Origin of the sequence: Streptomyces sp. NPDC046939, from assembly GCF_040644575.1 — a bacterium.
In the GTDB taxonomy this organism is placed as follows: domain Bacteria; phylum Actinomycetota; class Actinomycetes; order Streptomycetales; family Streptomycetaceae; genus Streptomyces.
Genome location: NZ_JBEYWV010000023.1, coordinates 132,419 through 154,726 on the forward strand (window position 1 = coordinate 132,419; position 22,308 = coordinate 154,726).

At 68.2% G+C, this 22,308-nt stretch carries 26 protein-coding genes; 11 read left to right on the forward strand and 15 right to left on the reverse strand.

Annotated elements, in window-relative coordinates; all coding sequences use genetic code 11:
• Nucleotides 1–3: 3 nt before the first annotated feature.
• The 10 genes from ABZ877_RS24905 to ABZ877_RS24950 form a co-directional block, all read right to left on the reverse strand.
• The gene (locus ABZ877_RS24905) at nt 4–1,281 is read right to left on the reverse strand and encodes a site-specific integrase (protein WP_361074823.1); all 1,278 of its coding nucleotides are present in this window, start codon (nt 1,279–1,281) and stop codon (nt 4–6) included.
• Complete coding sequence (locus tag ABZ877_RS24910; protein ID WP_361074825.1) at nt 1,227–1,430, reverse strand: excisionase family DNA-binding protein; 204 nt, start codon at nt 1,428–1,430, stop codon at nt 1,227–1,229. Before ABZ877_RS24910 ends, ABZ877_RS24905 begins: the two co-directional genes overlap by 55 nt.
• Complete coding sequence (locus ABZ877_RS24915; protein WP_361074827.1) at nt 1,427–2,722, reverse strand: replication initiator; 1,296 nt, start codon at nt 2,720–2,722, stop codon at nt 1,427–1,429. Before ABZ877_RS24915 ends, ABZ877_RS24910 begins: the two co-directional genes overlap by 4 nt.
• 172 nt (nt 2,723–2,894) lie before the next feature.
• Nucleotides 2,895–3,140 carry a SpdD protein gene (locus tag ABZ877_RS24920; protein ID WP_361074829.1) on the reverse strand — a complete coding sequence of 82 codons (246 nt, stop codon included), beginning with the start codon at nt 3,138–3,140 and terminating at the stop codon, nt 2,895–2,897.
• Nucleotides 3,141–3,164: 24 nt separating this feature from the next.
• The gene (locus ABZ877_RS24925) at nt 3,165–3,359 is read right to left on the reverse strand and encodes a hypothetical protein (protein ID WP_361074831.1); all 195 of its coding nucleotides are present in this window, start codon (nt 3,357–3,359) and stop codon (nt 3,165–3,167) included.
• A gap of 14 nt (nt 3,360–3,373) precedes the next feature.
• On the reverse strand, nt 3,374–3,565 hold the full coding sequence (locus tag ABZ877_RS24930) for a mobile element transfer protein (RefSeq protein ID WP_361074833.1): 192 nt from the start codon (nt 3,563–3,565) through the stop codon (nt 3,374–3,376).
• Between the two features lie 3 nt (nt 3,566–3,568).
• A complete protein-coding gene (locus tag ABZ877_RS24935; RefSeq protein ID WP_361074835.1) occupies nt 3,569–3,754 on the reverse strand; it encodes a hypothetical protein in 186 nt (61 codons plus the stop codon).
• A 16-nt stretch (nt 3,755–3,770) separates the two neighbouring features.
• Nucleotides 3,771–4,418 (reverse strand): DUF2637 domain-containing protein, encoded by a 648-nt coding sequence (locus ABZ877_RS24940; protein WP_361074837.1) that lies wholly within the window; start codon nt 4,416–4,418, stop codon nt 3,771–3,773.
• Nucleotides 4,419–4,504: 86 nt separating this feature from the next.
• Complete coding sequence (locus tag ABZ877_RS24945) at nt 4,505–5,884, reverse strand: FtsK/SpoIIIE domain-containing protein (protein WP_361074839.1); 1,380 nt, start codon at nt 5,882–5,884, stop codon at nt 4,505–4,507.
• Nucleotides 5,884–6,240: a hypothetical protein gene (locus ABZ877_RS24950; RefSeq protein WP_361074841.1), complete on the reverse strand. Its 357-nt coding sequence runs from the start codon at nt 6,238–6,240 to the stop codon at nt 5,884–5,886. Before ABZ877_RS24950 ends, ABZ877_RS24945 begins: the two co-directional genes overlap by 1 nt.
• A 292-nt stretch (nt 6,241–6,532) precedes the next feature.
• On the opposite strand from ABZ877_RS24950, the gene ABZ877_RS24955 reads away from it, so the two are divergent.
• Nucleotides 6,533–6,802, forward strand: a complete 270-nt coding sequence (locus ABZ877_RS24955; protein ID WP_361074843.1) for a hypothetical protein — start codon at nt 6,533–6,535, stop codon at nt 6,800–6,802.
• A 25-nt stretch (nt 6,803–6,827) separates the two neighbouring features.
• Here the strand turns inward: ABZ877_RS24955 and ABZ877_RS24960 are convergent, their stop codons facing one another.
• On the reverse strand, nt 6,828–7,613 hold the full coding sequence (locus ABZ877_RS24960; protein ID WP_361074845.1) for a GntR family transcriptional regulator: 786 nt from the start codon (nt 7,611–7,613) through the stop codon (nt 6,828–6,830).
• A gap of 107 nt (nt 7,614–7,720) precedes the next feature.
• Between ABZ877_RS24960 and ABZ877_RS24965 the strand changes: the two genes are divergently transcribed.
• From ABZ877_RS24965 to ABZ877_RS24975, 3 genes are read left to right on the forward strand one after another with little or no spacing between them, the layout of a single operon-like run.
• Nucleotides 7,721–8,128: an NUDIX hydrolase gene (locus ABZ877_RS24965; protein WP_361074847.1), complete on the forward strand. Its 408-nt coding sequence runs from the start codon at nt 7,721–7,723 to the stop codon at nt 8,126–8,128.
• 46 nt (nt 8,129–8,174) lie between these two features.
• Entirely contained in the window at nt 8,175–8,606 is a 432-nt protein-coding gene (locus ABZ877_RS24970) for an ATP-binding protein (RefSeq protein WP_361074849.1), read from the forward strand.
• Complete coding sequence (locus tag ABZ877_RS24975; RefSeq protein ID WP_361074851.1) at nt 8,600–8,995, forward strand: hypothetical protein; 396 nt, start codon at nt 8,600–8,602, stop codon at nt 8,993–8,995. The genes ABZ877_RS24970 and ABZ877_RS24975 overlap by 7 nt, the downstream gene beginning before the upstream one ends.
• Before the next feature lie 341 nt (nt 8,996–9,336).
• Here the strand turns inward: ABZ877_RS24975 and ABZ877_RS24980 are convergent, their stop codons facing one another.
• Both ABZ877_RS24980 and ABZ877_RS24985 read right to left on the reverse strand, forming a co-directional pair.
• Nucleotides 9,337–10,176 (reverse strand): TIGR02391 family protein, encoded by an 840-nt coding sequence (locus ABZ877_RS24980; protein WP_361074853.1) that lies wholly within the window; start codon nt 10,174–10,176, stop codon nt 9,337–9,339.
• 712 nt (nt 10,177–10,888) lie between these two features.
• Nucleotides 10,889–12,109: an ATP-binding protein gene (locus tag ABZ877_RS24985; protein ID WP_361074855.1), complete on the reverse strand. Its 1,221-nt coding sequence runs from the start codon at nt 12,107–12,109 to the stop codon at nt 10,889–10,891.
• Nucleotides 12,110–13,542: 1,433 nt separating this feature from the next.
• Here ABZ877_RS24985 and cas6e point away from each other — a divergent pair.
• Nucleotides 13,543–14,127, forward strand: a complete 585-nt coding sequence (gene cas6e, locus ABZ877_RS24990) for a type I-E CRISPR-associated protein Cas6/Cse3/CasE (protein WP_361074879.1) — start codon at nt 13,543–13,545, stop codon at nt 14,125–14,127.
• A 369-nt stretch (nt 14,128–14,496) separates the two neighbouring features.
• On the opposite strand, the gene ABZ877_RS24995 is transcribed toward cas6e, so the two are convergent.
• Nucleotides 14,497–14,838, reverse strand: a complete 342-nt coding sequence (locus ABZ877_RS24995) for a hypothetical protein (protein WP_361074857.1) — start codon at nt 14,836–14,838, stop codon at nt 14,497–14,499.
• 253 nt (nt 14,839–15,091) lie between these two features.
• On the opposite strand from ABZ877_RS24995, the gene ABZ877_RS25000 reads away from it, so the two are divergent.
• The 5 genes from ABZ877_RS25000 to ABZ877_RS25020 all read left to right on the forward strand — a co-directional run bounded on the left by ABZ877_RS25000 (nt 15,092) and on the right by ABZ877_RS25020 (nt 21,054).
• Complete coding sequence (locus ABZ877_RS25000; RefSeq protein ID WP_361074859.1) at nt 15,092–16,000, forward strand: DUF2797 domain-containing protein; 909 nt, start codon at nt 15,092–15,094, stop codon at nt 15,998–16,000.
• 443 nt (nt 16,001–16,443) lie between these two features.
• Nucleotides 16,444–17,349 carry an amidohydrolase family protein gene (locus ABZ877_RS25005; RefSeq protein ID WP_361074861.1) on the forward strand — a complete coding sequence of 302 codons (906 nt, stop codon included), beginning with the start codon at nt 16,444–16,446 and terminating at the stop codon, nt 17,347–17,349.
• Nucleotides 17,350–17,438: 89 nt separating this feature from the next.
• Nucleotides 17,439–18,194 carry a response regulator transcription factor gene (locus ABZ877_RS25010; protein WP_361074863.1) on the forward strand — a complete coding sequence of 252 codons (756 nt, stop codon included), beginning with the start codon at nt 17,439–17,441 and terminating at the stop codon, nt 18,192–18,194.
• A complete protein-coding gene (locus tag ABZ877_RS25015) occupies nt 18,191–19,708 on the forward strand; it encodes a HAMP domain-containing sensor histidine kinase (RefSeq protein WP_361074865.1) in 1,518 nt (505 codons plus the stop codon). Before ABZ877_RS25010 ends, ABZ877_RS25015 begins: the two co-directional genes overlap by 4 nt.
• Before the next feature lie 26 nt (nt 19,709–19,734).
• Entirely contained in the window at nt 19,735–21,054 is a 1,320-nt protein-coding gene (locus ABZ877_RS25020) for a bifunctional glycosyltransferase family 2/GtrA family protein (protein ID WP_361074866.1), read from the forward strand.
• Here the strand turns inward: ABZ877_RS25020 and ABZ877_RS25025 are convergent.
• Nucleotides 21,043–21,912, reverse strand: a complete 870-nt coding sequence (locus ABZ877_RS25025) for an endonuclease/exonuclease/phosphatase family protein (RefSeq protein WP_361074868.1) — start codon at nt 21,910–21,912, stop codon at nt 21,043–21,045. The genes ABZ877_RS25020 and ABZ877_RS25025 overlap by 12 nt on opposite strands.
• Nucleotides 21,913–22,007: 95 nt before the next feature.
• Between ABZ877_RS25025 and ABZ877_RS25030 the strand changes: the two genes are divergently transcribed.
• On the forward strand, nt 22,008–22,308 hold a 301-nt coding region (locus ABZ877_RS25030), incomplete at its 3' end, for an MFS transporter (protein WP_361074869.1).

Below are 22,308 nucleotides of genomic sequence, written 5' to 3' on the forward strand. Positions count from 1 at the left end.
GGGTCAACCGGTACCGCCCATCGCGTCCGACAGCTTGCCGATCGCGGCCCGCACCTCTTCCTCGCTCGCTTCGGCGTAGACCTCCATCGTCATGGCGATCTGCGAGTGCCGAAGGATGCGCTGTGCCACTTTCGGGTGCACCTTCAGCGCCACCAGGAGCGAGCTGCACGTGTGCCGGGTGTTCCGCAGAGGGATGACCCGGAGCCCGGCCCGTCGAGCCCGAAGGGCGAACATGCGGGTCATGTTGCCCGGCTCGATCGGCGTGCCGTACCTCGTCGTGAAGACCAGGTCATGACTGTTCTGCCAGAGCTCCCCGGCAGCCTTCCGGTCCCCGGTCTGCTGAGCGCGACGCATCCGGAGCGCCTTGAGGCAGAGCGCCGGCAGGGGAAGGAAATCGTCGGATTCCTCGGTCTTGGTTTCCCGGTGCAGGATCTGTCGTCCGGCCCGCTGAATCTGGTGATCCACGTACAGCTCACCCCGCTCGAAGTCGACGGACTTCCACGTCAGGCCCAGGACCTCACCGCGACGCAGGCCGAGGCAGAGCACCAGGACCCAGGCCGCGAAGAGGTGGTCATCCCGCGCGGCGGCGTCGGTGAGGAACTGGCCCGCCTCCGCGACGGACCACGGCTTGATCCGGCGACGCCGAGGCTTGGGCACCTTCACCAGCGAGGCGACGTTCTTGCTGATCTCCTCCTCTGCGACCGCGTGCGTGAGAGCAGCTCGCAGTGCGTCGCGGGCCGCCTGGATCACGCGGCGGGACGGGTACGCCTCGCAGCACTCCGCGATCGCGCAGCACTTCTGACGGGAGGGCTCACGCCTCGCGTCCTTGCCCTGAGCGCAGCACTGGCAGATACCGGCCAGCTTGGTCAACCACTCGCGGACGTCCCGGACCGTCAGCCGGTCGAGTCGCTTCGCGCCGAGGTGGGGAGCGATGTAGAGCCGGACGGAACCCTCGTACGAGACGTACGACAGGGGCGCCAGATTCGGCTTGACCACCGAGTCGAGCCAGTAGGCGAGGAACGCCGCCACTGTCCGGTGACGTGTGGCTACGGGGCCCCGCTTGGCCTCCGAATGAAGGCTGAGCCACTTCTCGTGTACCTCTTCGCGGGTCTTGCCGTAGGCGTACTTTCGGGCCCTCTTGCCGTCCGGCTTGGTCACCCAGACGTATGCCGCGTACCCGTTCTTGTACGGGTAGATCGAGCCCTCACCGTTGCCGCGCTTGCCGGTCACGCGGCCTCCCCGGTCTGGGACACGACCTGCTGCACGTACTCGTCCACCCATTCCGGGAGGATGCGGCGGTTGCGGCCGACCTTGACCGAGCGGATCTCCCCGGTCAGCACGAGCATCTTGGTCTTGGACAGGCCGAAGCCGAGCATCGCCGCGACTTCCGCCACCGTGTGCCACTTCTGCGTGATGGTCGCCGTGGTCATGTGGTCGGTTCTCCTTCTGTGCCGAGGGCGGGTTCGAGGGTTTCGGCGAGCCAGGACTCGGTGTCGGTGAGCCCGGTTCCGGCGTAGACCCAGTGGGCGAGGACGAGGGTCGTGTCCGGGGCGGCCTGGTCGTCGGAGATAGCGGCCTGGGCGCGGCGCCATTCGGCTCGGGCGGCGCGGAGGGCGCCGAGGGTGACGGAGTAGCGGCGGCTCTTGGTGGAGAAGTGGCCGCGGAAGCCGAGCATGTGGGCCCAGGCGCGAAGGCGGAGGTCTACGAGTTCTTTTCGTGCACCGAGCGTCCAGGCGGTGCGGACCATGCGGCGGGCGTGGTCGCTGATGTCGAGCTGGGCGAGTTCGGCGAGGAACTTGAGGGGGCGGTCGAGGGCGCCGGTCGCGGTTTCGGCGCCCTTGGTGGCGTACTTGGCGATGTAGGCGGCGACGGCCCGTTCGGTGAGTTCCTGGCCGCCGTCGAAGTCGGCGGATCGGATGGTGCGTACGTCGAGTTGGCGGCCGAAGGTGAAGGCGTGCGCGCGGTCGTCGATGACCGGGCCGTCTACGCGGGCGGCGGTCGCGGCGACGCGGATGGCATCGGTCAGCAGCTCGGCGGTTGCCCAGGCGGGCGGTGGGGTGTCGCTACCGTCGGGGCCGTCGATGCGGATGACGGCGTGGAAGTGGACGGCGCCGCGTTTCTGGTACTCGGCGACCTTGGCGAAGGAGACGCGGGCGTAGTCGCGGAGGGCGCGTTGGGTGAGGCCGGCGCGCTTGGCGACCTCGCGGCGGAGGTAGATGGAGAAGCGGCGCCAGAGCAGGCCCGCGTGTGCGTTCCAGAGGACGGCGGCCTCGTAGTCGTAGGTGTCGGGGTCGAGGGGTGTGCCGAGGGCGGGGTCGTCCTGGTCGTGGAGGAGGCCGCAGCGGCAGGGGCGGACGGTTCGGGCGGGTCCGGTGGGGCGGTTGTGGACGGGGCCGAAGCCGGGGGCGGTGAAGGTGGCGAAGACGCGGGGGTGGGCGGCGACGCGTTCGGGGACGCCCTTGCCGCCGCGCAGGCCGGAGGTGATCAGGTGGAAGGTGTCGCGGCGGTAGACCTCGGCGCAGGCCGGGCAGCGGGTGGTGCGGCGGTTGTTGCAGCGGACCAGGAGGTGACCGGCGGGGAGGTCGTTGGAGTCGAGGCGGTGGAGGACGTTGCCGATCTCGCCGGTACGGGTGTCGACGGCGTGCTCGGTGCGGTGGCCGTCGAGGCGGATGGGGTGTGTGCAGCCGCCGAGGCCGGAGAGCTGGCGCAGGAGCGCGGGCATGGTGCCGGAGGCGGCCAGTTGTCCCAGTTCGGGCAGCGGGGGCGGGGTGGCGCGGGTAATGATGGTTTCTCCTTCTGGCTTCGGTCAGGAGGGACAGGGCTCCCGGGGCGGCGGATGCTTGGCGGTATCAAGGCCGCCCCGGGGGTCTGCGTATGGACTGAGTCCGTGTGGGTCAGCGGTGGCGCTGGTCGCGGAGCATCGAGCGCAGGACCACGGCGGCGACGGCCACGGAGATGGCCGAGACGGCAACGGCGGCCAGGAGCGCGGTGAGCACGACGCCACCGACGAGGACGGTCACGACCGCGCCGGTACTGACGGAGATCTGCGGAACCGGCCGCCGGGCGGGAGCCGGGTCGCTGGGCGCGTGCGTGTGGGCGGGCGGCGGTGTCGGGGTGTCGGGGTACTTGGGCAGGAACACGGCGAACTCTCCTTACCTACTCGTCTAGTTATGTGAGCCGTTGACGATGTCCACGCCGGTGCGCGTACCGGACTCGATGGCCGGGGCCATGAACGTGTGCGAGAGCCAGAAGCCGAACAGGGCGATCACGACGACGATCCATGTGCGGACGCCGAGGAACTTGACCGCTCCCCAGGCGAAGCAGCCGAGGACGAAGACGAGCGGCAGGCTGACGGTCACGGTGATCGGTCCTTTCAGCGGACGGGGCAGCGGTGGGTGCGGGCGGCCAGCTCGGCGGCGGCGCGGCTGTCGTAGTCGGCGGAGAAGCCGCAGCGCGGGGCGGTGCAGGCGGCGGTGTGCTTCTCGCGGCCCCGGTTGTCGTAGGCCGTGCCGACCTGGACGGGGCCGATACGGGTGACGTTGCGGAAGCGCTTCAGAGGAGTCATGCCTCAGCCCTCCCGGCGAAGGCTGAAGCCGGAGAAGTCGCGCAGGATTTCGGCGGCCTGGTCGAGGTCGGCGGTGCGGGCGGCGGCCTCTTCGGCGAGGAGTCGCGCCAGCGTCGGGCGGCCGGTGGCGGCCATCTCGCGGGCGGCGTCGTAGTAGTCGGCGGCCGTGTTGCGGTCGAGGTGTGGCATTGGTGGAGCCTCCTTCTCAGGCGAGTTGGGCGGAGATGGCCTCAGCCATCGGCGCGGGGACACCCAGCCGGGCGCGGAGCGTCGAGGTGTCGATGACCGTTCCGGTCCAGGTGTGGTGTTCGGCGGCGACCTTGCGGGCGTGCTCGACCAGGGCGGCCGGGACGGGGACGACGGGCGGAGGAACGGGGAGCGGTGTCGGCGGGAGTTCCGGGGCAAGCTCGGGCGCGGCGTCGTCCTGGCGCTCGATGTCCTCGGTCGTCTCGCTCTGGTTCTCGGTGGCGCCGATCTCTTCGCGCGGGGACGGCGTCGAGTGGGCGAGGAGCGTCCCACCGAGGAAGGCGACCGCCGGCCAGCCCGCGACCAGGATGCGGAGCCAGGCCGGTACGTCGGTCATGTCGAGCAGTCCGGCGGTGGCGACATTCGCGCCGAGGGAGGCGGCGAGCGCGATGACGAACCAGCACCAGCCCGCGACTTTGCTGTCGCCAGTCCGCAGGCGGCGCCAGGCGGCGACGAGCAGCAGGTCGACCGAGACCGGGTAGGCCCACGCTTTCCACCCGTCCTGTCCGGCCGCCGAGGCGACGTCGTGCAGGTGGGCGAAGGACAGGGCGGCCGCGATGACGGCCTGGACGAGCACCGCGTCGACACGGGCCAGTTGGGCGCGCATGCTGCGGCTCCTTCCGGGTTCAGGCATTGGAGGGGTAGGGACGTGGCGCGAGGCGGTCACGCCGACCGGAGTGCGGGAGGTGTGGGTCAGCTAGTTGCCGGGCGCGGTCGCACCGTCGATACCGGGGACTTGACCGGCGCCGGTACGGGCACAGACGACCGGAACGGCTTCAGCGCGGGCAGGTCGGGGACCAGGCGGGCCGACGCGCGGCAGGTCGCGGCGGCATCGGCGAGCGAGAGGTACGGCGTACGGATGCGGGACCAGCCCCCCGAGGTGTCCCCGGCAACGGCCAGACCGGGCCGCTCGGCCGGGATGGTGCAGGCGGCGGAGACGGCTTCCGGCGCGATGTCGCCAAGCGCCATCTTGGCGGAGGCTTCGTCGTTCACGCGGTGGCAGACGCGCCCGCTCAACTGGGCCCGAAGCATGGTGGCGCCCTTGCCGAGTTCGGCACCGAAGCGCTGCCCGCAGACCTCCAGGTAAATCCCGGCGGCGCGGCCGAGCTGGGCGAGGCGGATGAGCTGGGTGACCATCTCGTCCCGTCGCTCCTCCTCCTTCTTGGTGGCGACGAGGAAGAGTTCCGCGACCTCATCGACGACCAGCACGATCGGCACGGGGCGTTCGTGCTCGGGCAGGCCCCAGATGTCGGAGGTGATCACCTCATCCGGCGTGCTCGGGGCTATCCCCTGCCGAGCCTTGATCAGGTCGTACCGGTCCTCCATCTCCCGGATGAGTACGGGCAGCAGCTCGGCGGCTTGGTCGGGGTCGGTGGCGAGCGCCGACAGCCGGGAGGCGAAGGGCGCCAGCTCCACCCCGCGCTTGCAGTCGATGCCGACGAGGGCGACCGGCTGCCGCGCGAGTCCGGCGATGAGGTGCCGCAGGTACATGGACTTGCCGGACAGGGTGGCGCCGAGGGTGAGCCCGTGTGGCACGGCCCGGTAGTCGCGCACGAAGGGGGTCGCATCCTCCCGCAGCGCTACGGGCACTTGCAGGAGGCCGCCCACGGCCTTGCGCGGCATGCGGACCTTGCGCAGTACGTCGTACCCGACGAGCCGCAGGTCGACCACGCCCGGCTTGACCGGGGTCACGTAGACGCCGTGAACGCCCCAGGCATGTCGCAGCCGTTCGGCGGAGGCGGCCACGTCGGCGGGTTCCTGGCCGGGCGCGAGCCGCAGACGAAGCCGAAGCCCGGTCGTGGTGGGTCGGATCAGTCCGCGGCGCGGCGGAACGGGCCGGACCTCGCCCCGAGTAGTGGCCTTGACCGCCAGCACCCGTAACCGCGACGGCGCCACGGCCAGCCCGCAGGACTCCATGACCGAGCCGTACGAGCCGAGCAGGCGGGCCGTCGACATCGGCAGACCGACCGTGGACCAGTAGAGGCCAGGGTTCTTGGCTCGGGCGTAGGCAGCCCCGCCGCCGAGTGCGGCGACAGGACCACCCACCTCCAGAAGCGTTGTCAGGTCGGACATCAGGCCGACGCCCCCATGGCGGCCGGGAAGGCGGCCGGAGTGACGGCGGCGCAGCGGTAGGCGATGCCGTGCCGCTGCTGCCCGTTGAACACGCTTTCCCACGGCCGGGCGACGAGCCCCGGCAGCGAGACCGGCGCCCCGAGCGTCAGCCCGTCGCTCACGCCGCTCTCCGGAACGGTCACCTTGATCAGGGACGACTCCCCTTCCTCGATGTAGACGACGCCGATCGTCATCAGGGCCTCACCGCTGTTGGCGTCCTTGGCGATCTCGCCGGTCTGACGGTCGCGGACCTTGGGCTCGGGCGCCTCGGTGAGCAGGATCGTCGCGGCCGAGGTCTCCACACGGATGGTTCGCAAGGTTCTTCCCATCTACTCGTCTATACAAGATGCAGCCTTCGAACCCGATCTCCGGGAACGGCGACCACCTTGCCACACAACTTGCCCACTCGTCTATACGAGTATGCCTGTCGGCGTGTACGAGTTCGTTGGAGCGACCGCACCTGACCACTAGAGGAGCCCGACTGTCAGACCCTTCAGGCAGGATCCGGTCATGTTGAGTGCGACGAACGCTCGGGGACACAAGGTGAAGCGCCCTTCGAAGCCCGCGATAGGAACGATGCTCGCGAACTTGGGTCGCCACCTTGAGCACATGGTCATCGAGCGTCAGGACGAGGACCTCACCGGGGACTGGTACATCCAGGTCCTCTTGCGGGAGAACAACACGTACCTACTGGAGTACCGGGACGGGATTGCCTCCGAGCACTACCAAACGCAGACCGTCTCCCAGGAGAAGGTGCTCCGAGCGCTGCTCGGTTGGATGGCTGGTAAAGCGGAGTGGCGGGAGGAGTTCATGTGGAACAACATCGGTTCCATGTTCGAGCCTTCCGGTACGGAAGACCCGGATAACGCCATCGCCTAGCGTCAGCGCCGTCCCGTTCACGCGATCACGTAGCCGGGAGCTGGTACGACAGCACGTAGGCGTCTGCCGCCATGACCGTGTCGCAGACCTCGACAGCCCGCCCTTCGGTGTCGAACGCGGTGCGGACCAGGTGGATCACGGGCACGCCGGAGGCCAGCCGGAGCGTCTTCACCTCGGACGGCGCGGGCATCCGGGCCCGGATCTCCTCCTCGAAGTGGTCGAGGTGGTGGCCCAGCTCCTCGAGGCGGGCGTAGATGCCGCCGGGGCCGGGGTTGGGTTCGGCGATCTGCGTACCGCGTGCGATGTCGAGCGGGAGGTAGGAGGTGGCGAACTCGACCGGCCGGCCATCGAGCAGATACCGCCGCCGACGAGCGAGCACCCGCCGCACCGAGCCAAGCCGGGTGGAGATGTCCTGACTGGCCTTCTCCTCCTTGACCTCCAGGCTGTCGACCTGGGGGTGGCTGCCCGCCGCGTCGGCCTCGACGATGAACGCGGACTTCCCCTGATCGCGATGGCGCCGGGCGAACCGGTCAGAGGCGAGACGCCGCACTGGCGGCCGTGGTCGCACGAAGACGCCCTTGCCGTGTTCGGCGTGGACCAGGCCCTCCCCTTGGAGAACGGAGAAGGAGTTCCGAACGGTCATCCGGGAGACGCCGTAGTGCTCGACGAGTTCCGCCTCGGAGGGCAGCTTCTCGCCTTCCTTGAATCGCCCGCGGTCGATGGACTCGCGTAGCTGGTCAGCGATCTGCCGGAAGACCGCGCGATCACTCGTGGGGTCAATGGCACCGAGCAGGCCAGGAAGGGACGTCACGTGCACTCCTTTAGGTATCTAGACGAGTGGGCGAGTGTTGTTGCTACGGTGGAGAGCCTAGCTATTCGAGAGGGCCGAGGACCTTGAGTACTGACCGTCCGCACTCCGTGAGCGTTGCTGGAGTCATCGTCGACGAACAGGGCCGCGCCCTCTTGATCAAGCGCCGGGACAATGGCCACTGGGAGCCGCCGGGCGGCGTCCTCGAAGCTGAGGAAACCATCCCCGAGGCCCTGCAACGCGAAGTCCTTGAAGAAACCGGCATCAAGATCGCACTCCCCGCGACCCTCACCGGCATCTACAAGAACATGACCGGCTTGATCGTCTCTATGGTCTTCCGCTGCGAGGCCGCCGACGGCACCCCCACTACGGGAGACGAGACCCGCGCACTGCGCTGGGCCACCCGCGAAGAAGTCACCGAACTCGCCGACGAGGCATACGCGATCCGCGTCCTGGACGCACTCGACGCACCGTGCCCGCCGGCCATCCGCGCCCACGACGGCGTCAAACTCGTCTAGCTCGAACCCGCTGCACATGGCGGCCTACCAGCACGAAGGAACTTGTATGCACGAGTATACGAGCACATTGCGGGTCTGGGGCCTCACTTGCCCAGGTTTCCCCGAAGAGGTGAGCCGGGCCCGACGCTGGACGCGGGACATCCTCCAGGGCTCGCCCCTGGTGGACGACGCCGAGCTGATCGTGAGCGAGCTGAGCGCGAACGCGATCCTGCACACGGCCAGCGGTCGCCTCCCGGGCGGCAACTTCCATCTCTCCGTCGCGCTGACGCCGCACATGGTCGCGCTGTCAGTGACGGACGACGGAGGCGCCGGATCAGCCCCGAAGGTCGAGCATCTGGACCAAGAGGCGGAACACGGCCGGGGCCTGGGAATGGTCAGCGTCCTCGCACACCGGGTCGTAGTCCACGACAGCGATCGGGGCCACACCGTCATGGCGGAACTCATCGTCGGCCTGCACCCCGAAGCCCGCTCGTGCTAACCGACCAACCACGGCCACGGCCCGGCTTCTGGTGCGAGTGCTGGACCCAAGACCTCACCGACACCGAGGGAACACCCCCGAGGCTGCGAGCATCCTTCGACGCCTACTCGGCACCCCAGGCCGACAGGTGGGTAGCGATCGCACTGCGCACCATCTCACCGACACTCGACGCCGACGCCTCCGAAGAAGCCTGGGGATGGCTGTACGAGGGACGCATCCAGACCCGCCGGACCCTCCTACGCGTGGAGCCGTGCACGGTCTCGGTGACCCACGCAGGCACCCGGATCACCTGGACGATACGCCCGGTCCTCTTCCTGCCCCTCGCTCACAGACAGGTTGCCGAACTCCCGACCTGCGCATACGACTTCAAGACCCAGTGGCCAGACTGAGTTACAACTTTCTCTACTGGTTCAAGGCCCGCGCACGGCGCGGGCGCGCGCCGCCTCTGCGGCGCGGCCTGCCTCCTGTCTGCGCCCCGGCTGGCCGCGCCCGGCGGCGCGCTGCGTGCATGCGGGCGAGGTCAGGAAACACCCTCTGTGGCTGGGGCGGTCGGCTCCACGGCTTTAGGCAGCCACTTTGGGGCGAGCCTCTAAGATCATGGCCCAACGTCGTGCCTCAACGGGCAGGTCCACAGACTGCCCGACTCGCCATCAGCTTAACGGGCCATGATCACTCGCCCCAAAACAGCTCCAGCCCAAAGCCGCTCCGCCGACCTTACGTTAGACGCGCTCTACCTAGTGGGCGGCAAACCCTTAGCTCGATCCAAAGCTCTATGAAGAGCGCTAGCAACAGAAAGCCACTCGATCACTTCGTCTGTATTGAAGTTCGGGTCTGACGGCCTGTGCGCGCGAGGATTTCGAGCAGCCCGGAATAGGGCCACACCCAGGTGCATATAGCCCTCTTGTTCGCTCGCATCCGTCTTAGATACACCGTCGTTGATTTGAATCAACCGACGCCCTCCCAAGGCGTTTGTTACCAGCGAGGCTCCATCATCATCGAGGCCACTAAGCCGACGGAGGCGAGCCCCCACACTCTTGCAAGCTTCCTCAACCGCTTCGTCGCCATGACCACTAGCCAGACGCGCCAGCGCACCCGACTTCACAGCCGAATGGAGGTGTTGCAGGCGTGACTCAATACCATCCCCACCGCCAGAATGCATCCTCACAAAATCAGGGAAGTTAATTGCCTGGAGAATGAAGTTCTGAAGGGTTCGCACTAGCCCTTCACAATCACGCTTCACGGGACCAGAGGCGAAAACCCAAGACGTATCCTTTTGGTTCTTCGAGAGCGTTACCGACGCATACATGTCGGATTCATCGCCATCGCGCTCAATACGCGAGATATCCACCTCGGTGACATCGCGGTGATCATCCCCCAAGCCCACCTTCGCGTCGATCAGGGTTCCGTAACTACCATAGAGGTCCCGCTTACCTTTGATGGTAATCTCGGTCTCTGCACCCTGCCATTGGTCAGTGAGCCGTTCCAACTCCCGGATAATTTCTTCGATTAGATCCCAGTTTTGGTGATGCCCATGAGGAATTAGCGCATTGGCAGTGAATTCTCTTCTCACCGTATTTGCCCCTCTTGGCGCTGGTCTAGGTATGGCTGGTAGATCATAGTCCGCGACAAGCGAGGCATGCGGAAAATTAGGCGACAGCTGCGCATTGCCTGGCACACCTCGACGAGTGTGTTCGCGGATTGAGTCCAAGCGATCGATCATGATTGAGCGCCCTCCCGGGCCGTCCTGGGGCCGTGGAAGGGCGCTCATTGGTGACCAGCGCTGACAACTGGCGACGGCTGCACCACAGTTCAGAGCGGTAATCCAGTAGACGGCCGCAGGTCACGGCCGCCTATGATCAGTTGTGGCTGAACAACACACCGCCACAACCGCACCGCACCCCGGCTTCGCCTGCAGCGAGCTGCGGACTCCGCTCAAGTTAAACATCCGCCCACGCATCGACAGGGCCCGAAGCAACGCGCCCTGCGGTCAAGGACATGCCTCCGGCGGGGATCAGCCGGCACCGGGTGGGAGGGGGCGCCGTTGCCGCCTGCGGGCACATCGTGGTGAGCGTGGTGGGCTCCTATCCCGTCCACCGCCGACCCAGGCAGAGCCGAGCAGACGCGGCCCAGGGCGGCAAGGTCGTTCGTACAGTGGCGCGCTCCACCTTGCCGCCCTGAACCACGCCCGCTCCACAGTGTGTGGGTCGACGGCGGACGGGATAGGAGTTGAGGTGAGTGGATGCGCGGGTGGATGCACGCGCGAGGTGCGAGGTCGAGCGGTCCTATTCGCTCTGCGCCGCATTCTGGGTCTGGCCAGGCGCGGTCGGGCCAACAATCATCGTTTGCACTAGAGAGCTGAGGATCTGTGCACGCTGGTCCGACTCCAGGCGAGCGTCGGTAATCAGTCGTTCGGCAGCCAGGTAACGAGAAAATTCCAGTGGTTGATCAAAGTAGGCGCGAAGATGACCAGCGGCGGTTTCCTGAGACTTTACGAATGTCCTGCTCACATAGCCCGAGAGGGCGGCGGACACAGTACCAAGAGATCCCGCTACGATAGCACCAGCCGTTGTACCTACAAAGAAACCCGTCACCGCGAATCCAATGAGCAGGAGAAAGCCAATCACCATGGCGGCTTGCGCGTTGCGAAACGACTTCTCTGCTTGTCCTAGAGCGATTCCGTGATAGTGGTCCAACCGGCGGTGAGTGACCGTCCATAGGTCCGATAGTGTCAATCGCGCTTGTTCCTCATCTTGCGCCTCGACAGCATCCCGAGTCCGTAGGCCTTCTTCTAAATCGACTTCCGCCTGCCGTACGCGCTCCCTTGTGCGGGATACTTCTTCGCCGCCGGACCCCGCGGTTGTAAATTCTACGGCGAACCCAGACAAGAAGATGGATATCCCAATGATGATGGCGCCGGGAACGAGCGCGGACGGCTCTTTCCCTTGGTAAATACGAATCAGGAAGATGGTCGAGGGGATCACAAAGCTTGCGATTGTGACATATGCGAGTCTTCGTCGACGGCTGAACTTGCGACGCCCTGCCGACTCCGTCGAGAAATCGGAGGAGAAGGTCGAAGCGCCCTGCTCGGGTGCTCCCACCACCACTCCACTGAATGGCACGGTCGTAATCCCCGTCCCCAGTCGCACCGCCACCTCACCGTCATGAAATACTGGGGTATTTCTAGGTGAAGCCTTCACCTGGACGACACCAAGTTGTTTGCCTTGAATTGGAACGAAGAAGGTCTGAAAGTCAGGCAGTGGACTCAGGTGGCTGCCGGCAGCTCGGATGGTTCGCTTAAAATGCTCGGGATCGACGCCGACGAGGCCACCTTGATCGAGTGGCTTACGTTGATCAATTCCGACAATGACTGTGCCGCCACGAGTGTTCGCGAAGGCTGCGATGATTCGACTCAGTACGCGGGGTTGCACTCTGGCGGGTTTAAACTCAAGGTCGACGCCCTCGGGCCGATTCAGGAGGGCTTCAATCTCTTCTGGTGTCGCCATGGAGCGACATATTAGCGTTCCCTGGGAAGACCGTCTGGGGAACTGCTGGACCAGACTGAGGGGAACGAATCCCTCGGACTGTGTCTTGCCACGGGACGCTAACGTTGGGGCGCGTTCGGGGTAGGTGGGCGCAAGTGCCAGCAGCAGGCCGCTGTAGTCAATGATTCTGCGACCATAGCGTGCCCAGTCTTTGGTCCAGTTCCCACCTGGTCAGGCCATGCGGAGGCCACGGATCTTGAGCCCGTCCCTGGGCCGTTCGGAAGCGCTTGGCGGTGAGAAACGGCGACCGTCAGTGACAGGGGTCCGAGGTAACGCTCCCGGGTCACCACGTTCCATCTGCGACACCGGTACAACCATGCCTAAGCCCGGAGGGCTGAACTCGCGCGCTCCGCGAGGGCCATGCGGTGGACCACCTAGCGTTCCATCTGAGCCCGTGCCAGGTCGGGCGGGAGCTATGGGGAACGGCGAGTAACAGGCCGTCAGAAGCGAGGTCCGCCATGCCGCTCGCCCGCACGCCAAACGCCCAACCCGCTCAATGAAGTGAGCTTCCCAGCACAGAGTGCTGATTTGATCCTCGTTGCTAACTACAAGTCCGGGTCAGCAGCCGGGGCAGTGTTCTTGTCTGGAGGACCATGCTGCGAGCCTAGGTGAGGTTGCCTCGTGTCTCAACGACATCGCAGACGCGCACAGACTGCACACTGCGTCAGTGTCCACCACTGTCCACGGCTAGGGAGAGCTGGGTGAAGGTGTCTCCGTGAACATCATGGAGAACGCAGCGGCCAGCATTATTGCGGCATTCGTCCTGTGGGGGGCGCGACGCGTAAGAAGATCCTGGCAGCGCGACCGGACGAGACGTGCGCAGCCACAGAGACGGCCGGCGACACAAGCAGAACTTGCGGCTCAACGCGGGGACGAGTCTGACGCATAGGGGGAGAAACCATGGGCCGTGCTGGCGAAATCAAACGAGCAGATCTGCCACCAGGGCGGATGCGTGACCTAAACGAGGCGCTGCACGAGTTGCACCGGCACGCAGGGTTTCCGTCTGCCCGCGCGTTGTCCCGTGCAGCTGGCCTGGGGCGTTCAACGGTGCACAACCTGTTTGCTCGGGCTCGGTTGCCACAGTACGACCAGTTCATGGCGGTGGCAGGGTGTCTTGCCCTACGAGCTTTCACTCAGAGCCGTGTGGGCGACTTACAGGAGCAGACGCTAGACGCGGTCTCCAACCGCTTCCACGAATTGTGGCACCGTGCCAAGGCAGAGAACGAGCATCAACAGGGGCAGCAGCTAGTTTGCAGCGCTCAGCAGGTTGTGTTGCGCCTCAACCTTCGCAACTTCCGAGTGCTACGCGACTTGAACGACGCCCTCTACCTCCATCACACTGTCCGCTCCCTGTGTCCTAGGCTACGCGGCACGAGTCACCGCACGCTGGCCGTCTGCTGTATCGGTTGGATACAGATCATGGTGATGCGGTCCTCCGCGTCCAGACCACTGCGTCCCTACTCATTCACACCCTACCTGCCGATTACGCCCACGCAGTGGCCGTTGAGCGGATCTCTTGGTCAGAGGACGGAATTAAGGGGCAACGGGTGCGCTTTCTCGTGGATGCGAACGCCACAAAGACAATTCGAAAGGCAGGACAACGCGGTAAACGCGTGCCCTTGCAGGCTCAAGAAATGATCGCCTGGTGGGAACGGCAAGCCTGTCAGGCTGGGCTCGCAACGGTAGCGGTCTGCAACCATCCATTGCGCCCTGTAATTGCCGGACGTGCCATGAGCAACCCGATCTCCCTTCAGGCAACACGTTTCGAAGGTGTAGCCGTGGTTACCGACCCCGCTGCACTGCAGAGAGCGGTGCTGTCCGGCATTGGCCGCGGCCGCGCCTACGGTTTAGGGCTGCTCTGCGTCAATCCTGCAGGCGCTGACAGTCCCGGTACAGCAGCCACCGCTGCGCTCACATCGCCTGACGCAGGACACCGCAGCCATGGCATCCTCGCCCGCTGCACAGGGCACCCACTCTAAGGGTGGCGGGCACTCATGTAGAACCGAACCCGATTGAGCGTCGACTGAACGCCACAGGTCCGCACCACAAGCGCACCAGAACGAGCGGGGAACAGCGGGGAATCACGGTGAGAGCGGACAAGCTTGAAGACGCCGCCCCTCGACCGTTCGCCCAGGTCAGCGCCCGAACAGGCGCTAGTGATCGCAGCTTCTCAAGCAGAGGGCTTGGCACCGTGGTCACGCGTCGGCCGCTACAGCCTACGTCGGTCGACGTCACCAACAGCGTGGCTGAGACCGGCGGGAGCGCAGTGAGGCTTACGCACGCCTGACCAGTCGGCCCTTTCGCCGTCTTGGCTGACTTTCGTCGGCTGAGGTTCACACATGGGGCCGTCACACGCCGGTGCACGTGATCAGCCGACTGCCGTCGTCGGTGAGGAACAACATGAACGTCCAGGATCTATCGCCAGTCTTAACCTGCCCCAGGCGAACCAGCTGCTGATGCCGAGCGAGCAGCTTCACCGCGCGTTCCAAGTTCGTGGTCTCGACGCTCCGACGACATGTAGGCCGCAGCCGACGCGCGTAGATGAGGGCGAGCGACTCGGCGGACGTAACCCCGTCCCAGACCACGTAGGAGCCACCGCAGCGGAGCGCAACCAGAGCGGCTATAGACGCCTCATCGCTACCGACCAGCAGTCGTTCGAGTCGGTCCCGCTCCACATCCGTCACCCCCATCCGGATCCTGCTGTACAGCAGCGAGATACAGCAACCACAGCAACCGGCCCCTCCCCGTAGCGCCCCCTTGAGGCCAGGGCACAACCTGTATGACCGTCTCCGACCCATCTCTCTAGAGCTACGGATCAGAAGGTTGCAGGTTCGAATCCTGCCGAGTGCACACTGTGAAGAAGCCCCTGGAGATCCTCCGGGGGCTTCTTCGTGCGTGTGGTGGGGCGGGCCCGTTGTCAGTGGGGCGCGGCATGCTGAGGGCATGACGTGGTGGTGCACCGGGATGCGGTGGGGTGGGGGGCGGCCCGGGTTCGGCTGGACGGGGGAGAAAGGGGAGCGGGAGAGCGGGGTGCGGTTCGGGGAGCCGGTGGCTTTCCGGGTCGGTGGGGCGCGGCGGTGTCTCGGGGTCTGGCGTGGCGGGCGGCGGACCGTGTGCCCCGGGTGGGAGGACGTGCCGGTGCGGGGGACGCGGGCGCAGTGCGGGGCGTGTGCCGGGATCGACCGGGCGCACTCCGTGGCCGCCGACACCATGGCCGACGATCCGCGGCCCTACCACGTGTATCTGGCCTGGTTCGGGGACGAGCTCGTGAAGGTGGGGATCACCGGGGTGCGCAGGGGGAGCGCCCGGTTGATGGAGCAAGGGGCGGTGGCCTTCACCTGGCTCGGGCGCGGGCCCCTCATGGCGGCCCGGCGCGCCGAGGAGCTGCTGCGGGTCGCGCTCGGGGTGCCCGACCGGATCCCGTACGAGCGCAAGCGCGGTGTGCGGGCCGGGCTGTTGGAGGGGCGGGGGTGGAGCGAGGAGCTGGAGCGGGCGCACGCCGTTGCGGTCCGGCTCGGGGACGAAGCGGCCGGGGGCGGGTGGCCGGAGGCCCTTGAGCGGCTGCCGTGCCAGGTCGTCGATCACGTCGAGGCGTTCGCGCTGGCCGCTGTCGACCGGGTCGATGCGGTGGTTGCCGGGCTGGCCGAGGGGGCCATCGTGGCGGGCACCGTGGTCGCGGCCGCCGGGCCCGATCTGCATCTCGTCGAGCCGGGCGGGCGGCGGCTCGTCATCGATACGCGGGTGCTGGCCGGGTGGCCGTTGGAGGGGGCGCCGGCGGGGGCCGGTGGTGGTGTTGGCCTTGAGGTGCGGGAGGTGCCTGCCGGGCGAGGGGTGCAGGGTGGGCTCTTCTAGCGGTGGGTCACGGGTCCGCCCGGTCCGTCCGGCCGTGGCCGGCGGTTGGCCCGGTCCGCCCGGTTCGTCCAGTGCCTTCCGGCGTGGACAGGGATCCGCCCGGTCCGTTTGGTCGTGGGCGGGGTCCACACCATCCGTCCGGCTCCTTCCGGTAGTGGGAGGGGGCCCGCCCCGTCCGCCGGGCCCGTCCAGTGCCTCCCGGCCGTGGACAGGAGCCCGTCCGGCCCGCCCCGTTCCTCCCGGCCGTGGACAGGGGTCCGCCCCGTCCGCCCGGTCCATCCGCCCCTCCCGGCCGAAAACAGCAGTCCACCCCCTCCGCAAAGTCCCTCTCGGCCACCCTCGGCCCCACCCGACCATGGACAGCACGCCGCTCGTTGCGTGACCGTACCCGTATGAGTGATCACGGCAGTGGGGATTCGAGTGTGGGGGCCGGGCAGCAGTGCATGCCGTCCCCCCAAGGGGACGAGGCCGCGCTCGTTGCCGAGTTCATGGCGCGGCATGGGCTTTCCGGGCTTGTTGACGTGCACACCCACTTCATGCCCGCGCGCGTGCTCGACAAGGTGTGGGCGTATTTCGATGCCGTCGGGCCGCTCGTGGGGACGCCGTGGCCGATTACGTATCGGGAGGAGGAGGACAAGCGGCTGGCGCGGTTGCGGGGGTTCGGGGTCGTCGCGTTCACCTCGATGCTCTATCCGCACAAGGCGGACATGGCCGAGTGGCTGAACGGGTGGGCCGCCGACTTCGCCGCGCGGACGCCCGACTGTCTGCACACCGCCACCTTCTACCCCGAGCCGGGCGTCGAGGGGTATGTGCGGCGGGCCCTTGAGGCGGGGGCCCGTGTCTTCAAGGCGCATGTGCAGGTCGGCGCCTACGACCCCAACGACCCGTTGCTCGATCCCGTGTGGGGGCTGCTCTCCGACGCCGGGGTGCCCGTCGTCGCGCACTGCGGGTCGGGGCCCGCGCCGGGCGCTTTCACCGGGCCCGGGCCCATCGCCCGGCTGCTCGCGCGGTTTCCGCGGCTGCCGCTGGTCGTCGCCCACATGGGGATGCCGGAGTACAGCGAGTTCCTTGACCTCGCCGAGCGGTACTCCGAGGTGCGGCTCGACACGACCATGGCGTTCACGGACTTCAGTGAGGCGCGGGCGCCCTTCCCGAGGGGTGAGCTGGCGCGGCTCGCCGAGCTGGGGCTCGGTGGTCGGGTTCTGCTCGGCAGCGATTTCCCCAACCTCCCCTATCCGTACGTGCATCAGCTGGAGGCCATCGAGGGGCTCGGGCTCGGCAGCGAGTGGGTGCGGGCCGTGTGCCACACGAACGGCGCCCGGCTCTTCGGCGTCCCGGCCGTTCCCTGAACGCCGGGCCGAGGGGCCCTTGGGCGTTTCTCAGGATTTTCACAGGTACGGAAAAGGGTGTTCTCACAGGCGCGTCGCACTGTGGCGGTATGACGACGACCTCGCCCCAGGGGCGCACCGAACTGCTGAGGCCGGACGGTAGCCCCGTCCGGGTGCTTGTCGTGGACGACGAGCAGTCGATCACCGAGCTGCTGTCCATGGCCCTGCGGTACGAAGGCTGGCAGATACGGGCCGCCGCCGACGGGGCCGGAGCCGTGCGGAGCGCGCGGGAGTTCCGGCCCGACGCCGTCGTGCTCGACATGATGCTGCCGGACATGGACGGCCTGAGCGTGCTCGGGCGGATGCGCCGTGAACTGCCCGACGTGCCGGTGCTCTTCCTCACCGCGAAGGACGCCGTGGAGGACCGGATCGCCGGGCTCACCGCCGGCGGCGACGACTACGTCACCAAGCCGTTCAGCCTGGAGGAGGTCGTCGCGCGGCTGCGCGGGCTGATCCGGCGGACCGGGGCGGCGGACCGGCGGAGCGAGTCGGTGCTCGTCGTCGGGGATCTGATGCTCGACGAGGACAGCCACGAGGTGTCGCGCGGCGGGACCCACATCCACCTCACCGCCACCGAGTTCGAACTGCTGCGCTTCCTCATGCGCAATCCGCGGCGCGTGCTCAGCAAGGCGCAGATCCTCGACCGCGTGTGGAGCTACGACTTCGGCGGGCAGGCCAACGTCGTCGAGCTGTACATCTCCTATCTGCGGCGGAAGATCGACGCCGGGCGCGAGCCGATGATCCACACGCGGCGCGGGGCGGGTTATCTGATCAAGCCGGCCGTGGCCACGACCCAGGTGTCGTGAGGCGGACCCGCTCGCTGCGGACCCGGCTCGTCGTCACGGCGGTCGGCCTGATCGCGCTGGTCGGCGTGGTCATCGGCACGGTGACCACGCTGGCCCTGCACACGTATCTGTACGGGCAGCTCGACGGCAAGGTCGACCAGGTCGTGCACATGGCCAGGGGCGGCCCGGGTGAGAACCGGCAGCCCGGCGCGGGAGTGCACGTGAGCGACCTGTCGTTCCTGGGGCTCCCGGGCCCCGGCGGCGAGAAGACCGTCGGCGCGCTGGTCGGCGCCGACGGAACGATCACTTCGGCGAAACGATCCACCTCCGACCGCGAGTCGCCCACCCGCACCGCCGGCCTCACCGACGCCCAGTCCGGCGCCCTCGCCACCGTCCCCCGCGACGGCCACGCGCACAGCGTCAGCCTGCCCGGCCTCGGCGACTACCGCGTCCAGTCCTCCGGCGACGGCCGGCTGCTCGTCGGTCTCCCCGCCGACGACGTCGAGTCCACCCTCAACACCCTCATCCTCATCGAGGTCAGCGTCACCGGCGCCGGTCTGCTGGCCGCCGGGGTCACCGGGGCCGTCATGGTCGGCGTGGCCCTGCGCCCGCTGCGCCGGGTGGCCGCGACCGCGACCCGCGTCTCCGAACTCCCCCTGCACAGCGGCGAGGTCGCCCTGCACGAGCGGGTGCCGGACGCCGAGGCCGACCCGTACACCGAGGTCGGCCAGGTGGGTGCCGCGCTCAACCGGATGCTCGACCATGTGCACGGCGCGCTCCAGGCGCGGCAGCGGAGCGAGATGCGCGTACGGCAGTTCGTCGCGGACGCCGGCCATGAGCTGCGCACGCCGCTCGCCTCCATCCGCGGGTACGCCGAGCTGACCCGGCGCGGGCGCGAGGAGACCGGGCCCGACACCCGGCACGCGCTCGGCCGCATCGAGTCCGAGGCCGGCCGGATGACCGGGCTTGTCGAGGACCTGCTGCTGCTCGCCCGGCTCGACGCGGGCCGCCCGCTGTCGTACGAACCGACGGACGTGTCGCCGCTCGTCGTCGACGCGCTCAGCGACGCCCGTGCCGCGGGGCAGGACCACGTATGGCGGCTCGAACTGCCCGAGGAGCCGGCGACCGTGCTTGCCGACTCGGCCCGTCTGCACCAGGTCCTCGTCAATCTGCTGGCGAACGCCCGTACGCACACGCCCCCGGGCACGACGGTCACCGCGCGCGTGCACCGGCACGGGCCCTGGGTCTGTCTCGACGTGCGGGACGACGGGCCCGGCATCCCCGCAGAGCTGCTGCCGCACGTCTTCGAACGGTTCGCGCGCGGCGATTCCTCGCGCTCCCGCAAGGCCGGTTCCACGGGGCTCGGGCTCGCCATCGTGCAGGCCGTCGCCGCCGCGCACGGGGGCGCCGTGACCGTGGACAGCGTGCCCGGCCGGACCACGTTCACCGTGCACCTTCCCGCGCACACGGAGATCCGGGCCGAGCCCCTCTCGTCCTACTCACAGGCGGGGCAAAGTCTCAGCACACAGCGCTGACAGGGCCGTTGGCGAGCGTCGGTGCCATGCGAACCGACTCTTCCGAAGCTCTCGGCCCCACCGCCGGGGGCGCCGCGACGTTCCGCGCGCTGCCCGCGCGGGAGCACCTCCCCGTGGGCAGCGGCGGCGGCACTCCCGGCGCCCCCGTCCTGGACGTCGTCGTCCCCGTCCACAACGAGGAGAAGGACCTCGGCGCCTGCGTCCGCGGACTCCACGACCACCTCTCGCGCACCTTCCCGTACCGCTTCCGCATCACCGTCGCGGACAACGCCTCCACCGACAGCACGCCCCAGGAAGCGGCCCGGCTCACCGCGGACCTGCCCGAGGTCCGCTACTCCCGGCTCGAACAGAAGGGGCGCGGGCGGGCGCTGCACACCGTGTGGTCGGCGTCCGAGGCGCCGGTCCTCGCCTATATGGACGTGGACCTCTCCACCGACCTGAACGCGCTGCTCCCGCTCGTCGCCCCGCTCATCTCCGGCCACTCCGACCTGGCGATCGGCTCGCGGCTCACCCGCAGCTCACGGGTGGTGCGCGGGCCGAAGCGAGAGTTCATCTCGCGCGCCTACAACCTGATCCTGCGCGGCTCGCTGCACGCTCGCTTCTCCGACGCCCAGTGCGGGTTCAAGGCGATCCGGCGCGACGTGGCGCAGGTGCTGCTGCCGCTGGTCGAGGACACCGGCTGGTTCTTCGACACGGAGCTGCTGGTGCTCGCCGAGCGCGCGGGGCTGCGTATCCACGAGGTGCCCGTCGACTGGATCGACGACCCGGACTCCACGGTCCACATCGTCAAGACGGCGACCGAGGACCTGAAGGGTGTGTGGAGGGTCGGCAAGGCGCTCGCCACCGGCTCGCTCCCCCTCGACCGGCTCGCGCGCCCCTTCGGTGACGACCCGCGCGACCGGCAACTGACCGGCGTGCCCAAGGGGCTCGCGCGCCAGCTCGTCGGGTTCTGCGTCGTCGGCGGCCTGTCGACCCTGCTCTATCTGCTGCTCTACTCCGGCTTCCGTACGTTCTCGGGCGCGCAGGTCGCCAACGCGCTCGCGCTGCTCGTCTCCGCGGTCGCCAACACCGCCGCCAACCGGCGCCTCACCTTCGGCGTCCGCGGCCGCGACCGGGCCGTGCGCCACCAGGCCCAGGGCCTCGTCGTCTTCGGTATCGGCCTCGCCCTGACCAGCGGCTCCCTCGCCGCCCTGGACGCGGCGTCCGGCGCGCCCGCGCACTCCACCGAACTCGCCGTGCTCGTCGCCGCCAACCTCGCGGCGACCGTGCTGCGCTTCCTGCTCCTGCGGGCGTGGGTCTTCGGCGACCCGGACGACCGGCCGCCGTCGCGTCCGTCAGCGGCGTAGTGCCACTTCCGCGACCAAGGGCCTGTGGTCGGATGCCGTTGGCTCGTTCGGGATCGTGGCGGTGCGGACTCGTACGCCCTCTCCCACCGCCACGTAATCGATCCGTCGCGTCGGCGCGTTCGCCGGGTAGGTGCCGGGGCCGGACGGGCCCGCGTCCGTCAGTTCGGTCCACAAGGGCGTGAGCTCCGGCGCGGAGGGCACCGCGTTGAAGTCGCCGAGCAGGATCTGGCGTGCTCCTGGGACGGAGCGCCGCTCGGCCGCCATGATGCGGCGGGTGTCCGCGACCTGCGCCACCCGTACGGCGGGGTCCGCGCGGTAGTCCAGGTGGGTCACGAAGACCTGGACCGGTACGCCGCGGACCTTCAGCGCGACCTCGCCGAAGCCGGGGGCCGGGGCGGGGACGGGGTTCGGGTCCTGCGTCGACAGGCGGGTGATCTCGTGGTTCGTCGCCGAGCGGATCGGATGCCGGGACAGCACCGCCACCCCGAACTCGCGCCGCGGCTGCCCGGCCGACGCCGGGTCGAGGCTGTATATCGGCGCGAACGACACCCGCATCCCGAGCCGCTCGGCCAACTCGCGGGCCACGTCGAGGTGCCGGCTGCGCGCGCCCCAGTGGACGTCGACCTCCTGGAGGCCGATCACGTCCGCGTGGAGCGCCCGTACCGCCGCGGCCTGGCGGTCGAGGTCGAAGACCTCGTCCATGCCCGAACCGGCGTGGATGTTGTACGTGGCGATCCGCAGCGGGACCGGGCGGTGATGCTCGGCGGCGGCCGCGGCGGGCGGCGCGGCGGTCGCGGCGATCCCGAGCAGGACCGCGAGGACGGCTGGTGCTGACTGGTTGCGGGTGCGCGTCGGCATGGCGAAACGGTAGGCCGGAAATGCAGTTGTACGGCGTAAAGCTACGGCCTTACGCTGTATAGGCAAGCAGAGTGCCTTACACAGCAGGGGGACCCATGACGACCACCACCACCGCGCACGACTCACCGGCCGCCCCCGAGCGCCACCCCCAACGCTGGATCATCCTCGGCGTCATCTGTCTCGCCCAGCTCACCGTCCTGCTCGACAACACCGTCCTGAACGTCGCCATCCCCTCCCTGACCAGGGAGCTGCACGCGTCGACCGCCGACATCCAGTGGGTCATCAGCGCGTACTCCCTCGTGCAGTCGGGCCTGCTGCTCACCGCGGGCAGCACCGCCGACCGGTACGGGCGCAAGAAGATGCTGGCGGCGGGGCTCGTCCTGTTCGGGGCGGGGT

Coding starts and splice junctions, on each gene's coding strand:
- ABZ877_RS24940 (WP_361074837.1), bottom strand. CDS start 4,418: ATGCGCGCCCAACTGGCCCGTGTCGACGCGGTGCTCGTCCAGGCCGTC.
- ABZ877_RS24955 (WP_361074843.1), top strand. CDS start 6,533: ATGGTCATCGAGCGTCAGGACGAGGACCTCACCGGGGACTGGTACATC.
- ABZ877_RS25005 (WP_361074861.1), top strand. CDS start 16,444: ATGCCGTCCCCCCAAGGGGACGAGGCCGCGCTCGTTGCCGAGTTCATG.
- ABZ877_RS24905 (WP_361074823.1), bottom strand. CDS start 1,281: ATGGGTGGACGAGTACGTGCAGCAGGTCGTGTCCCAGACCGGGGAGGC.
- ABZ877_RS24915 (WP_361074827.1), bottom strand. CDS start 2,722: ATGCCCGCGCTCCTGCGCCAGCTCTCCGGCCTCGGCGGCTGCACACAC.
- ABZ877_RS25020 (WP_361074866.1), top strand. CDS start 19,735: ATGCGAACCGACTCTTCCGAAGCTCTCGGCCCCACCGCCGGGGGCGCC.
- ABZ877_RS24995 (WP_361074857.1), bottom strand. CDS start 14,838: ATGGGGGTGACGGATGTGGAGCGGGACCGACTCGAACGACTGCTGGTC.
- ABZ877_RS24970 (WP_361074849.1), top strand. CDS start 8,175: ATGCACGAGTATACGAGCACATTGCGGGTCTGGGGCCTCACTTGCCCA.
- ABZ877_RS25000 (WP_361074859.1), top strand. CDS start 15,092: ATGACGTGGTGGTGCACCGGGATGCGGTGGGGTGGGGGGCGGCCCGGG.
- ABZ877_RS24945 (WP_361074839.1), bottom strand. CDS start 5,884: ATGTCCGACCTGACAACGCTTCTGGAGGTGGGTGGTCCTGTCGCCGCA.
- ABZ877_RS24930 (WP_361074833.1), bottom strand. CDS start 3,565: ATGACTCCTCTGAAGCGCTTCCGCAACGTCACCCGTATCGGCCCCGTC.
- ABZ877_RS24910 (WP_361074825.1), bottom strand. CDS start 1,430: ATGACCACGGCGACCATCACGCAGAAGTGGCACACGGTGGCGGAAGTC.
- ABZ877_RS25010 (WP_361074863.1), top strand. CDS start 17,439: ATGACGACGACCTCGCCCCAGGGGCGCACCGAACTGCTGAGGCCGGAC.
- ABZ877_RS24935 (WP_361074835.1), bottom strand. CDS start 3,754: ATGCCACACCTCGACCGCAACACGGCCGCCGACTACTACGACGCCGCC.
- ABZ877_RS24985 (WP_361074855.1), bottom strand. CDS start 12,109: ATGGCGACACCAGAAGAGATTGAAGCCCTCCTGAATCGGCCCGAGGGC.
- ABZ877_RS25025 (WP_361074868.1), bottom strand. CDS start 21,912: ATGCCGACGCGCACCCGCAACCAGTCAGCACCAGCCGTCCTCGCGGTC.